The organism is Sporomusaceae bacterium ACPt, from assembly GCA_041428575.1.
Classification (GTDB): domain Bacteria; phylum Bacillota; class Negativicutes; order Sporomusales; family Sporomusaceae; genus Sporomusa_D; species Sporomusa_D carbonis.
The window spans coordinates 2,274,316-2,286,612 of sequence record CP155570.1 but is presented as its reverse complement, the minus strand read 5'-3'; the positions used below and the strand labels follow the sequence as shown (position 1 = coordinate 2,286,612).

Below are 12,297 nucleotides of genomic sequence, written 5' to 3'. Positions count from 1 at the left end.
TCCTCCTGTTTATATATTATAGCTCATTGCTTGCGCGGTATTTTAATATGGCGTCAAGTTTAGCTTCGGGGGTTGGGGCTTCAGTCCAGATGTCTTTAAAAATATAGGAGCTTTTGAAACTGGCGCTCCACAGGAAAGCGCCGTCAGGTGTGTAGTAGGCAAAAATAACTTCCTGCTTAAGGTTTTCCGGCATGGCTCCATCACTGTCGGTAATGAGGGCATAGTGTCCTTCCGGGGTAATTTCAAGCCCGAGTGTGGTAAGTTCATCTTCAATTTCGGTTTCCTCAAACCCCAGACTTTCATAGAAGTTTAAAATGGTTGCACTGCTCATGCTATCATCTCCAATTTATATAATTTATGGTTACTATCGCTGAGTTAAAAGGTATTAAAGCGGGTTCTGTTGAATTTAGGCCATGAGAACAATAAAAATGGGACATAATTAAACGAGGTGATCCGATTTGGAACCACATATTGATTTGTTTACAGCTAAAACCGGTCTGCTTGACAGCGTACTGGCAACAGGTTTTCCCTATGATGTTGCAACGCATCCCGCTAATAACATAAACTATTTTACCAGGTTGCTGGTAAAAACGCGAGCCGTCAGGAGATTTGGTTCGGCGGCATATGATTTGGCTTGTGTGGCCTGTGGCCGGTTTGACGGGACGTATCAGATTGATGATCTCATTATCGGCTGCTGACAAGCCAAATAAAGGTAACAGAGGAATCAGGTTGGAGGGCGAACAAGGCAATATATGAGTACAAATTTTGAACAACTGGGGCTGATAACGCCGCTTATGACAGGTCTGGCCAAAGCGGGGATTTCCGCCCCGACCGCAATACAGATTCAAGTTATCCCGGCAGCGCTGGCCGGCAAGGATATCATCGGTCAGTCGCCCACAGGCACCGGTAAGACGCTGGCTTATCTGCTGCCGTTACTGCAGAAGCTTGATAGCGCTAAGCGCGAGACACAGGCCGTAATTTTGGCTCCGACGCACGAACTGGCTATTCAAATTCAGCGTCAGATCGAAATGCTGGCAAAAAATTCCGGCTTATCGGTGACAGCTATGCCGGTTATTGGCGATGTCAATATCATCCGGCAAATCGAGAAGTTGAAAGAAAAGCCGCACATCATTACCGGTTCCGGCGGCAGGATTCTTGAATTGATGCAAAAAAGGAAAATAAATGCCCAGACTATCAAGACTATTATTCTTGACGAAGCTGACCGGCTGCTTGACGAAAAAAACGCCGATAGTGTTAAAGCGGTTATTAAGGCCACGCAAAAAGACCGCCAACTGATGTTGTTTTCAGCAACAATAACTCCGGCAACACTTACAAGAGCCCAAGAACTGATGAAGAATCCTGAAGTGCTGTCGGTGCAAGGGAGCCTTGCTGGTTTGCCGGGTATTGAGCATATATATTTTGTGGCCGATCAACGGGACAAATTTGAAGTCTTGCGCAAGGTGGCAAGAGCTATTAATATTGACCGGGCGCTCGTGTTTATCAATAAAAGTGAGGATGTTGAACTCACCGTTGCCAAGCTTAACTATAATGGGTTGCCGGCAGCCGGTATTCACGGCCGTTTGATGAAAGAAGACCGGAAAAAAGCTTTGGAGGATTTCCGGAACGGTAAGATTCGGTTACTTGTTGCTTCCGACCTGGCCGCCCGGGGGCTGGATATCCCGGGAATAAAATATGTATTCAATTTAAATGTGCCGGAAGACCCGGAAGTATATTTGCACCGGGCCGGCCGCACCGGTCGCGCCGGGCAAAGCGGCACGGTAATCTCGATAGCTGCCCCCCGGGAAGCCGGTTTGATTGAGAAATATAAAAAGGTTTTGAAAGTCAAAATAGTGCCTAAGCATATTGCCAGAGGCAAAGTTTTCGATAAGAAAGTTTTTGATAAGAACAGCAACTGAGCATTTGCGAGATAAGACGGTACTGGGAAGTTCCAGTACCGTTTATATATGCGCGATTAGAAGTCCGATAATTCCTCTTACGCTTGTCATGGCAGATATGCCAATAATTGTGTTAAAATATAAAAAGTACAGGAGGGAGTGTTATGCGGTATTTATATAAAAGTTTATTGTCAATGCTGCTGCTGTTGCTGATGGCCCTGAGCGCCGGCTGTAGCGGCCGGCGGTATGCTTGCTTGGCAGGGACCGGTGGTTAAGTGAGACTGTACATTGCTGAAAAACCCAGTATGGCCGCAGAGATAGCCAAATGCCTGCCAGGGCCGGTAAGCCGCAAAGACGGATATATTATTACCGGCGGTGGCGTAGTCACTTGGGGGTATGGGCATATTCTCCGCCAGGCTGAGCCTGGTGAATATGATCAAAAATATGAAAAGTGGCGGGTAGAGGATCTGCCTATTATACCGCAAACCTGGAAACTATTTGTTGCTGATTCTTGTAAAAAGCAATTTGACATAATTAAAAAATTAATTGAGCAAGCAACCGAAATCGTTCATGCCGGTGACCCTGATCGCGAAGGGCAACTGCTTATTGATGAGGTACTTGACTATATTGATAATCAGAAGCCGGTACGCCGCATTCTGTTGAATGCGCTGGATGAGCAAAGCATCAAAAAGGCCATTACTAATCTCCGCGACAATCAGGAGTTTTTCAACCTCAAGCAGTCAGCGCTGGCCCGGTCCCGCGCCGATTGGCTGATTGGCATGAATCTTTCCCGGGCTTATACACTGGCGGCGCAACAGGCAGGATACCGGACTACCCTGCCGGTGGGACGTGTAAAGACGCCTACCCTGGCGCTGGTTGTGCGCCGGGAACGGGAGTTAGAGGCGTTCAAACCGGCCGACTATTTTACTGTTAAAGCTGATTTTCAGCACTCCCATGTAACATTTACGGCTTACTGGAAACCGCAAGACGATCAGCCTGGTTTGGATACCGAAGGCCGCTTGGCTGACCCGGTTGTCACCAAGGGCTTATTAGAAAAACTCGCGGCCGCCACCCAACCGGCGGTAATTGTGCACTGCGAAACAACCGAGAAGAAAGATGCGCAGCGTCTGCCGCTATCGCTTTCAACCCTGCAGGTCATGGCCGGCAGGAAGTTCGGTTATGACCCGCAAGTTGTCCTGGATACCGCCCAAAAGCTATATGAGAAGAAACTGGCTACTTATCCGCGTTCTGACTGTGAATTTTTGCCTGAATCACAGCACACTGACGCCCCGGTAATTCTTGAAAATTTACGGGGTGTAGCCCAGGCCGAACTGGCAGCATGGTCTGATAAAGCAGATTCTTTAATCAAGAGCCGGGCCTGGAATGACAAAAAGATTACGGCTCACCATGCCATTATTCCTACGGTGGAAAGATGCAATTTTGCCGCTTTGAGCGACACCGAAAAAAATATTTACTATCTTATCGCTCAGGCCTATATTGCCCAGTTTTACCCGGTGCATGTCTATGACCAAACCCGGGCCGAGATTGAACACGCCGGAGAAAAATTCACCGCCAATGGCCGGATTATCAAGAAATTGGGTTGGAAGGAAGTTTATGGTGCCGACGTTGAAGAAAAAAAGGAAGAAGACAGCGGGATGCTGCCAGCCATGAAAAAAGGCGACCAAGCTCAGTTTGTCCGCGCTTCAGCCGAAAAGAAGACGACCAAACCGCCAGGGCGCTTTACTGCGGCAACCTTGGTGGCCGCAATGAAAGAAATCCATAAATATGTTAAGAATCCTGATTTAAAAAAGCAGCTTAAAGATGTTGCCGGTATTGGCACTGAGGCTACCCGCGCCACTATTATCAAGGAACTGATTGAGCGCGGTTTTTTACGGGAGGAGACCAAGAAAAAATATCTGCGCCCGACCGAGCCGGCCTACCTATTAATTGATGCTCTGCCTGACGAGATGACTTATCCTGATTTTACGGCACTGTGGGAAAGTGTATTGCACCGTATGGCCGAAGGCAGCGAAAATTTGGAGGCGTTCTTACGGCAGCAGGCCAAGTTTGCGGCCGCGCTATGTGTTAAAGCGACGCAGGCATGTATCCCGCTCAAAGGAGAGTACCCCTGTCCGCGCTGCCGCAGAGGTGTTTTACAGCCGAGAACCGGCAAGCACGGAAAGTTTTGGGGGTGTTCGCGCTATCCGGCCTGCCGAGCCTCGTATGATGACAAGGACAATAGGCCGGATATACCGGCACGGCAGAACGAAAGGACTGTAACATGAATTTATTATCAATAGAAAACTTGACGAAAAGTTATGGTGAGCGCCGTTTATTTGCCAATGTAACCTGGGGTATTGCCGAAGGCGATAAAATTGGCCTGATTGGGGTTAACGGCACTGGTAAGTCAACTTTTTTAAAAGTGATCGCCGGGGTAGAACCGGCTGATACCGGTAAAGTCATTAAGAGCAGCAGTATACAGATAGAGTATTTACCGCAAAACCCGGAGTTCGACGCTAAGGCAACTGTGTTGGAGCAAGTGTTTAAAGGCAATTCGCCGGTAATGCAGGTGTTGAGAGAGTATGAGCAGGCGTTGGCCGATGTGCACAATCATCCTGGTGATGCCGTACGGCAACAACGGCTGATTAGCTTAACCCAGCAGATGGATGCCAGGGATGTTTGGCAGTTGGAAAGTGAAGCTAAAACTGTTCTTACCAAGTTGGGCATTACCGATTTCGCGGCAGTTGTCAGTACACTGTCCGGCGGACAACGGAAAAGAATTGCGTTAGCCAGCGCGCTGATTAATCCTGCTGATCTCTTAATTTTGGACGAACCGACCAACCATATTGATAATGATACTGTTGCCTGGCTGGAACAATATTTGCATAAACGCAAGGGTGCGCTGTTAATGGTTACCCATGACCGGTATTTTCTCGACCGGGTAACCAACCATATTATTGAATTGGACAAAGGTAAGCTGTATACATATGACGGTAACTACAGCAAATTTCTGGAGATGAAGGCTGAGCGGGAAGAGCAGCAGGAAGCCAGCGAACGCAAACGGCAAAATCTCCTGCGCAATGAGTTGGCCTGGATCAGGCGGGGGGCGCGCGCCCGTAGTACCAAGCAGAAGGCGAGAATCGAAAGGTTTGAACAATTAAGCGCCCAGACGCCGGAAATGAGCGGCGGGCAACTGGAAATAGCCGTTGGCGCCAGCCGGTTGGGCCGCAAAATTATTGAGATTGAGCATATTGGTCAAAACTATGGCGGTACTGCCTTTATTCGCGATTTTAGCTATATTGTCCTCAAGCATGACCGGGTAGGGATTATTGGTCCTAACGGCAGCGGTAAATCGACGTTGCTTGATATTATTGCCGGCAGGCTTTCGCCTGATTATGGCCGGGTGGAAGTGGGCCAGACAGTAAAGATCGGCTATTTTTCTCAGGAAAATACTGAAATGGACCAGGACATGCGTGTTATTGAATATATCAGGGAAGAAGCTCATTTTTTGCCTACGGCTGACGGCGGTACAATGAGTGCGGCGCAATTGCTGGAGCGGTTTTTATTTCCTCCCAATCTCCAGTGGACGCCCATCGCCAAACTGTCAGGAGGGGAAAAGCGCCGCTTGTATTTGTTACGGGTGCTTATGAGCGCCCCTAATGTGCTGCTGCTGGATGAGCCTACCAACGACCTTGATATTCAAACCTTGACAATTCTGGAAGATTATCTTGATGAATTCCCCGGCGCGGTGCTTATTGTTTCCCATGACAGGTATTTCCTGGACAGGCTGGTCGACAAAATATTTGTCTTCGAAGGCGGTGGCAGAGTCAGGCAGTATACCGGCAATTATTCGGAATATCTGGGAAAAATAAGCAGCTCGCCGGAACCCGAAGCCGGCGATAAAGCCAAAAGCTCAGCCGATAATAAGCCGGTAGCTGCGGATAAGCCGAGAGAACGTCCTCGTAAGCTTACGTTCAAGGAGCAAAGGGAATATGAGCAGATTGAAGACGTTATCGCCGGAGTGGAACAGGAATTACAACAAGTTACGGCCGCAATCGATGCCGCCGGCAGCAATTTTGAAGTGTTGCAGGAGCTTGTGCGGATGCAGCAGGAACTTCAACGCCGGCTGGACGAATTGCTGGAACGTTGGACATATCTGAATGAGCTGGCGGAAACATTGAATGGTTAACTGCTGCTCTTCAAAACCCCCATTGTAAGGAACGGGTCCAAAGTTACTGTTGGCTATTGCCCTGAGATTTGGAGTAGTTGGAGCTAAGAGAATGTTGCACTTCGTCGTTCGGAGCGGCTATAACATGACTCCGGGTACATAGATCATTGAAAAAAATGACAGGGGTGAGATCGCCATATCATATTCCGCGGGATGACTGTGGAGGAGCTCACTTCGTCATTGCGAGCGGAATGACTGGTGGAAAGGCGGGGGAAGATGGCATACACACCCATGCATTTATACGGATTAATCCTTACTTTGTTAGTAGTTGCCGGAATCGGGCTCTATTCAGCAAAAAAAATCAAAACAGCAGGCGACTATACTGTTGGCGGACGCCGGGCCAGCGCTTCCCTGGTTGCCGGCGGTATCGCCGGTACTGTGATGGGGGGAGCGGCAACCATCGGTACGGCTCAACTGGCTTTTCTTTACGGCTTTGCCGCGTGGTGGTATGCCCTGGGAGCCGGTTTGGGCCTGTTGCTGCTTGGTTTGTTGTATGCTAAGCCGCTGCGGGCATCAGGTCTGGAGACCATCCCCCAATTTCTGGTGACCAATTATGGCCGGACGGCCGGCCCGATCATCAGCATTACATCTTCTATCGGTATTTTTTTCAGTATTGTAGCTAATTTTCTTTCAGCCATTCCCCTTATGTCGGTGGTTTTCAGCGTGGATATCTACCAGTCGGCCGGGGTTGTCCTGGCATTATCGGTGGCTTATGTTTTTTTCGGCGGTGTGTGGGGCGTAGGGATGGTGGGCATTGTGAAGACCGCGTTGCTTTACGTCAATACTGAACAATTAAGGATCCTCCAACCCTGAAAAAGTGTTGGAGGATCCTTAATTTTATGCAAATCCGGCAGGGAAGTGATGTATTGATGTGGAAAACAGGTTAAGGATATCTATGCGAATAACGGGGGCAATTATGCTTAATACAGCACAAAAATTACTTAAGAAATATTATGGCTATGACGAGTTCCGACCAGGACAAATCAAAGTTATTAGCAGCCTATTAAGTGGCAAGGACACTGTCGCTATTATGCCTACCGGGGCGGGAAAGTCTCTGTGTTTTCAGATTCCGGCCATGCTGCTGCCGGGAGTGACCCTGGTCATTTCGCCGCTTATTTCGCTGATGAAAGATCAGGTAGACGCGCTAACCGAGCAGGGGATACCGGCTACCTATATTAATAGTTCGTTGACCAACGCGGAAGCCGGCAGGCGAATGCACCAGATGCGGGCTGGCCGCTATAAACTAGTCTATGTGGCGCCTGAGCGGCTGACTGCCGACTGGTTTCAGGTTGCCGTTGGCGAGCTTACTATTAGCATGGTGGCTGTTGATGAAGCCCATTGTGTGTCGCAATGGGGTCATGATTTTCGTCCCAGCTACCGGGCCATTGGTCCATTTATCGCCAGTCTGCCGGCACGTCCTGTTGTTGGCGCGTTTACCGCGACAGCAACGCCGGAGGTAAAAGCTGATATTGCTACTTTATTGGCGCTTGACCGTCCGGTAGTTCATGTTACCGGCTTTGACCGGCCCAATTTGTTCTTTTCCGTGGTTCGCGGTGAAAATAAACAGGCTTTTATTGTAAACTATGTCAGGGCTAACGCCAGCCAGTCAGGAATTATTTATGCCGCCACCCGGCGGGAAGTGGACGGCTTATACCAACTGCTTTGCAAAAAAGGTTATGCCGCCGGTCGTTATCATGCCGGCTTAAGTGACGAAGAACGCATATCACAACAGGAGAAATTTCTGTATGATGATATCCGGGTCATGGTGGCCACCAACGCGTTTGGCATGGGTATTGACAAATCGAATGTGCGTTATGTCATACACTACAATATGCCCAAAAATATGGAAGCTTACTACCAGGAGGCTGGACGGAGCGGCCGGGACGGCGACCCGGGTGAGTGCATATTATTATATGGTCCGCAAGACCCGTTATTGCAACGGTTTTTGATCGATAAATCGGTTGAACATCCTGAACGTAAACAGCATGAACTTAAAAAACTGCAGGAAATGGTTGACTATTGTCATACGCCTGATTGTTTGCGGCATTATATTTTACGCTATTTTGGCGAACAGACGGCTGATGTTTGCGGCTGCGGCCGTTGCGGCAACTGTAATGCCGATGGCGAACAAGTAGATATTACTGTTGATGCGCAGAAAGTCTTCTCTTGTATTTACCGTATGAAAGAACGGTACGGCATATCGGTGGTTGCCGATGTGCTAAAAGGTTCTAAAAATAAAAAAGTTCAGCAGCTGGGATTGGACCGGCTGACAACTTACGGCTTGATGGCTGAACGCACGCTCCAAGACATCAAGACACTGATTCAACGGTTGGTGGCTACGGGTTATTTGCGGCTGACCGAGAGTGAGTATCCGGTGGTTAAACTGGCGCCAGAGGCGGTGCCGGTATTGAAAAACCAGGCCCAAGTGTGGCAAAAGACGTTTAAAGAGCGTCAACACGAGGCCGACGATACTTTATTTGAACTTTTGCGTCAATGCCGGAAACGTATCTCGGAACGGGAAAATGTACCGCCTTTTGTGGTATTTGCCGACAGTACTCTAAAAGAAATGAGCCAGCGTCGCCCGGCAGATTTGTCGGCTATGCGGCAAATCAAAGGTGTTGGTGAGATGAAACTGCAAAAATATGGCCAAGAATTCCTGGCGGTCATTACCAAGTACTTAGCCGGTAACCCGGCCGCAGGTGTTACCGTAGCCGCCAATCTGGCGGCTCTGCCTGCCAAAAAAGCTGCCGGTAAAAAATCCGGCAGCAAAGCGGATGGGGAGCCAAGTCATTTAATAACACTGGATATGTACCGTCAGGGGCTTGATCTTCCGGCAATTGCTAAGGCACGGGATTTAGCTGTCAGCACGGTACAGAATCACCTAGTCCGTTGTGCCGGTGAAGGTTATGCCGTCGACTGGGACAGGCTTATTCCGGCAGAGTATGAAGCATTGATTGTTGAAAAAATAAAAGAATTGGGTGGAACCCAGCTGAAGCCACTCAAAGAAGCTTTGCCTGACGAGGTCGGATATGCTGTTATCAAAGCGGTATTGTGCAAGCATTTCGGTGTGGCACAGTAAAAGATGAATGCCGGCTATTATAAGGCGGCAGTTATGAATATTAGCACGGTTCACAGCAGCAGTAGGGGGGGCACATGCCGTATACATATATTGTTCAATGCGCTGACGGCACCTTTTATACCGGCTGGACGACTAATATTGAAACCAGAATGGTTGCCCATAATTCAGGCAGCGGCGCGCGGTATACCCGCAGCCGCCTGCCTGTTGAACTGGTATATTATGAGATCCAGCCCAGCCAGAGTTTAGCCCGGAAACGTGAATATGCGATAAAACGCCTCAGCCGTAAACAGAAAGAATTGCTGATTGCCGGTTTTGATATTAGCTTTACATAGCACGGTTTTCCAGACGGGCGATTTCACGCAAGGATTTCATTAATGATGCAAACCGTTCCGGTTTGATTGATTGTTGTCCGTCGCACTTGGCGTTACTTGGGTCTTGGTGGACTTCAATGATCAACCCGTCGGCGCCAACAGCAACTGCCGCCTTGGATAACGCCTCGACCATCCACCATATGCCGGCGGCGTGGCTAGGGTCGACGATTACCGGCAGATGGCTGAGTTTTTTAATCGCCAATACTGCACTAAGGTCCAAGGTATTGCGGGTGTAGGTTTCAAATGTCCGGATGCCGCGCTCGCATAAAATTACGTTTTCGTTGCCGCCGGCCATGATGTACTCGGCCGACATTAAAAGTTCCTCAATAGTAGCGCTCTGACCGCGTTTTAGTAAAATCGGTTTATTTATTTGGCCGGCTGCTTTCAGTAAATCAAAGTTTTGCATATTACGTGCCCCGATTTGAATTATATCGATACATTCGCTGTATTTTTCCAACTGTTTAATTGACATAATTTCCGTAACGATGGGCAGACCTGTCGCTTGTCTGGCCAGTTGTAATAATTCCAGGCCTTCTTCCTGCATGCCTTGGAAGCTGTAAGGCGATGTCCGCGGTTTGAAAGCGCCGCCCCTGAGAAAACCGGCGCCGGCGGCTTTAACTTCTTGGGCTATATTTATAATTTGTTCCTTGCTTTCGACAGAACAAGGCCCGGCGATAATAGCCAACTGGCTGCCGCCAATCGTTTGGTTTCCAACCTCAATAACGGTATTCTCCGGATGAAATGTGCGGTTGGCTTTTTTATACGGTTCTTGTACTGACAATACTTTTTCGACATAAGTCTTGCTCAATAAATAGTCGCGGTCAAGTTTGCCTGTGTCGCCGACAATACCAAGAATGGTCTGGAATTTGCCGTAAGTGGGCCAGACACTGCAGCCGTAGTTTTCAAGTTCCTGTTTTAATTTTTCGATTTGTGCGGGGGTAGCTGATGCATTTAACACAATTACCATGAGTATGCCTCCTTTAATTATTTAAAATAAAAAATAAGGCTCACTGAGCCTTATTTGTGGTTTTTAGATTCAGTTGGTCACCTTGTTAAGGACTCATTAACGGAGAATGTATTAAGTTATCGCATGGAAAAAAGCCTGCGCCAAAAAAGCTGGCCCAAGCAAAAAAGAAGAAATATTGAGTTGCATATGATTTATGTGTAGCATTTAACATAATAAAAATCTCCTAAGAAATAAAAGTAGTTCACAATATATTGTTAATTATACCCAGGTAATTATGAGATGTCAAGGAATACTTAAAAAAGTACCGAAAATTTAATTTTGATGTAAACTGAGTTGTACAATAATAATACAAATGTGTTTGTATAGGTGAATTTTAAAATAAACCCTGACATTATTTTAGCTTTGTGGTTAAGGCTGGAAGCTTAATTGACAGTGGATACTTTTAACCGCTATACTTTCAATAGGCATTCTGTCTACGTGTTTTTGCAAACCGTGCCCGAACTGCTCAAATAAATAAGATATAATGTTCAAATTAATTAATAAACTGGAGGGACAGACGGTGCGCATTACTAAAGCCATTAAGCGGGAAATGTTGGATATATTGGAACATCATTACCAAGACACTACTACGGCGTTACATTATTCGACGCCGTTTGAACTGTTAATTGCCGTTATTTTATCAGCCCAGTGCACTGACACCAGAGTAAACATTATAACGGCGCGGATGTTTCCCCGCTATAATACGCCGGAAAAAATTCTCGAACTCGGTCAGAACGGCCTTGAGGAAGAAATCCGGGATTGCGGGTTGTTCCGGAGTAAAGCCAAGAATATATTGGCTACTTGTGACATACTCTGCCGGGAATACGGCGGGCAGGTGCCTGACAACTATGCAGATTTAGTTAAGTTACCGGGAGTTGGGCGGAAAACGGCCAATGTGCTCTTAAGCCAGCTGTTTGGCGTACCGGCCATTGCTGTCGATACCCATGTATTCAGGGTAGCCAACCGGCTCAAACTGGCGGTTGGTGATACACCGCTTGCTGTTGAACAAGGCCTGATGCGCACTGTTCCCCGGGAAAAATGGGGCGACGCCCATCACTGGCTTATTTGGCATGGGCGCAAGGTTTGCAAGGCTACTACGCCGCTGTGCTCATCGTGTCCGTTAGCGCATTTATGTCCGAGTGGCAGAATTACGGATAATCATAATTAGCTATTGTATAAATATTACATTAATCGTATAATAATACCGAGAATTGGGGGATGAATTATGATTTTCCGGAAAGCCAAGTTTAGTGATGTCGAAGCCATCCTTAAATTAATCAATGATTATGCCGAACAAGGGCTTATGTTGGCCCGGGCTCGTAATACCTTATACGAAAGTCTGCGGGAGTTTGTTTTGGCCGAGGAGGATGGGCAGGTTATTGGTGTAGCCGCTTTGCACTTAGTCTGGGATGAATTGGGGGAAATTCGGGCGCTGGCTGTTCAGCCTGGCAAGACAAGAGCAGGCGTAGGCCGCAAGATCGTCGAGATTTTGACAGAAGAAGCCCGGGAATTGGGGGTTAAAACATTATTTGCTCTAACCTACCAGCCAGGTTTTTTTGCCAAACTGGGTTTTAAAGAAGTGCATAAAGACAGCGTTCCCCACAAAATGTGGAAAGAATGCATCAACTGCCCCAAGTTTCCCAACTGTGACGAGATTGCCATGGTAAAGGAATTATAGATGAAAGCGCCCCGGTCGTTAACGACAGGGACGCTTTTTT

Annotated in this window: 11 protein-coding genes; 9 read left to right on the top strand and 2 right to left on the bottom strand. The window is 47.8% G+C overall.

The window, feature by feature from the left end; translation table 11 throughout:
* Positions 1 to 16: 16 nt before the first annotated feature.
* A complete protein-coding gene (locus tag SCACP_RS11775) occupies positions 17 to 331 on the bottom strand; it encodes a hypothetical protein (RefSeq protein ID WP_425057777.1) in 315 nt (104 codons plus the stop codon).
* Between the two features lie 127 nt (positions 332 to 458).
* Between SCACP_RS11775 and SCACP_RS11770 the strand changes: the two genes are divergently transcribed.
* The 7 genes from SCACP_RS11770 (at position 459) to SCACP_RS11740 (ending at position 9,534) form a co-directional block, all read left to right on the top strand.
* Positions 459 to 698, top strand: coding sequence for an inositol monophosphatase family protein (locus SCACP_RS11770; protein ID WP_425057776.1), 240 nt, complete (start codon positions 459 to 461; stop codon positions 696 to 698).
* A gap of 54 nt (positions 699 to 752) precedes the next feature.
* Positions 753 to 1,916: a DEAD/DEAH box helicase gene (locus SCACP_RS11765; RefSeq protein WP_425057775.1), complete on the top strand. Its 1,164-nt coding sequence runs from the start codon at positions 753 to 755 to the stop codon at positions 1,914 to 1,916.
* 254 nt (positions 1,917 to 2,170) lie between these two features.
* Positions 2,171 to 4,180, top strand: coding sequence for a DNA topoisomerase III (locus SCACP_RS11760; protein ID WP_425057774.1), 2,010 nt, complete (start codon positions 2,171 to 2,173; stop codon positions 4,178 to 4,180).
* Positions 4,177 to 6,084: an ABC-F family ATP-binding cassette domain-containing protein gene (locus tag SCACP_RS11755; RefSeq protein WP_425057773.1), complete on the top strand. Its 1,908-nt coding sequence runs from the start codon at positions 4,177 to 4,179 to the stop codon at positions 6,082 to 6,084. Before SCACP_RS11760 ends, SCACP_RS11755 begins: the two co-directional genes overlap by 4 nt.
* Positions 6,085 to 6,339: 255 nt before the next feature.
* The gene (locus SCACP_RS11750; protein ID WP_425057772.1) at positions 6,340 to 6,936 is read left to right on the top strand and encodes a sodium:solute symporter family transporter; all 597 of its coding nucleotides are present in this window, start codon (positions 6,340 to 6,342) and stop codon (positions 6,934 to 6,936) included.
* Positions 6,937 to 7,039: 103 nt separating this feature from the next.
* Positions 7,040 to 9,202: a DNA helicase RecQ gene (gene recQ / locus SCACP_RS11745; protein ID WP_425057771.1), complete on the top strand. Its 2,163-nt coding sequence runs from the start codon at positions 7,040 to 7,042 to the stop codon at positions 9,200 to 9,202.
* Between the two features lie 74 nt (positions 9,203 to 9,276).
* Positions 9,277 to 9,534 (top strand): GIY-YIG nuclease family protein, encoded by a 258-nt coding sequence (locus tag SCACP_RS11740; RefSeq protein ID WP_425057770.1) that lies wholly within the window; start codon positions 9,277 to 9,279, stop codon positions 9,532 to 9,534.
* Here SCACP_RS11740 and aroF read toward each other — a convergent pair.
* A complete protein-coding gene (aroF, locus tag SCACP_RS11735; RefSeq protein WP_425057769.1) occupies positions 9,527 to 10,540 on the bottom strand; it encodes a 3-deoxy-7-phosphoheptulonate synthase in 1,014 nt (337 codons plus the stop codon). The genes SCACP_RS11740 and aroF overlap by 8 nt on opposite strands.
* Before the next feature lie 559 nt (positions 10,541 to 11,099).
* Between aroF and nth the strand changes: the two genes are divergently transcribed.
* Together nth and SCACP_RS11725 are read left to right on the top strand one after the other, a co-directional pair.
* Complete coding sequence (gene nth / locus SCACP_RS11730) at positions 11,100 to 11,747, top strand: endonuclease III (protein ID WP_425061389.1); 648 nt, start codon at positions 11,100 to 11,102, stop codon at positions 11,745 to 11,747.
* 57 nt (positions 11,748 to 11,804) lie between these two features.
* Positions 11,805 to 12,257: an N-acetyltransferase gene (locus tag SCACP_RS11725; RefSeq protein ID WP_425057768.1), complete on the top strand. Its 453-nt coding sequence runs from the start codon at positions 11,805 to 11,807 to the stop codon at positions 12,255 to 12,257.
* Positions 12,258 to 12,297 lie beyond the last annotated feature (40 nt).

What these genes read in the sequence shown, in the direction of transcription:
- SCACP_RS11775 (WP_425057777.1), bottom strand. Translation starts at nt 331, where the DNA reads ATGAGCAGTGCAACCATTTTAAACTTCTATGAAAGTCTGGGGTTTGAG.
- SCACP_RS11765 (WP_425057775.1), top strand. Translation starts at nt 753, where the DNA reads ATGAGTACAAATTTTGAACAACTGGGGCTGATAACGCCGCTTATGACA.
- SCACP_RS11755 (WP_425057773.1), top strand. Translation starts at nt 4,177, where the DNA reads ATGAATTTATTATCAATAGAAAACTTGACGAAAAGTTATGGTGAGCGC.
- SCACP_RS11750 (WP_425057772.1), top strand. Translation starts at nt 6,340, where the DNA reads ATGGCATACACACCCATGCATTTATACGGATTAATCCTTACTTTGTTA.
- recQ (WP_425057771.1), top strand. Translation starts at nt 7,040, where the DNA reads ATGCTTAATACAGCACAAAAATTACTTAAGAAATATTATGGCTATGAC.
- SCACP_RS11740 (WP_425057770.1), top strand. Translation starts at nt 9,277, where the DNA reads ATGCCGTATACATATATTGTTCAATGCGCTGACGGCACCTTTTATACC.
- aroF (WP_425057769.1), bottom strand. Translation starts at nt 10,540, where the DNA reads ATGGTAATTGTGTTAAATGCATCAGCTACCCCCGCACAAATCGAAAAA.
- SCACP_RS11725 (WP_425057768.1), top strand. Translation starts at nt 11,805, where the DNA reads ATGATTTTCCGGAAAGCCAAGTTTAGTGATGTCGAAGCCATCCTTAAA.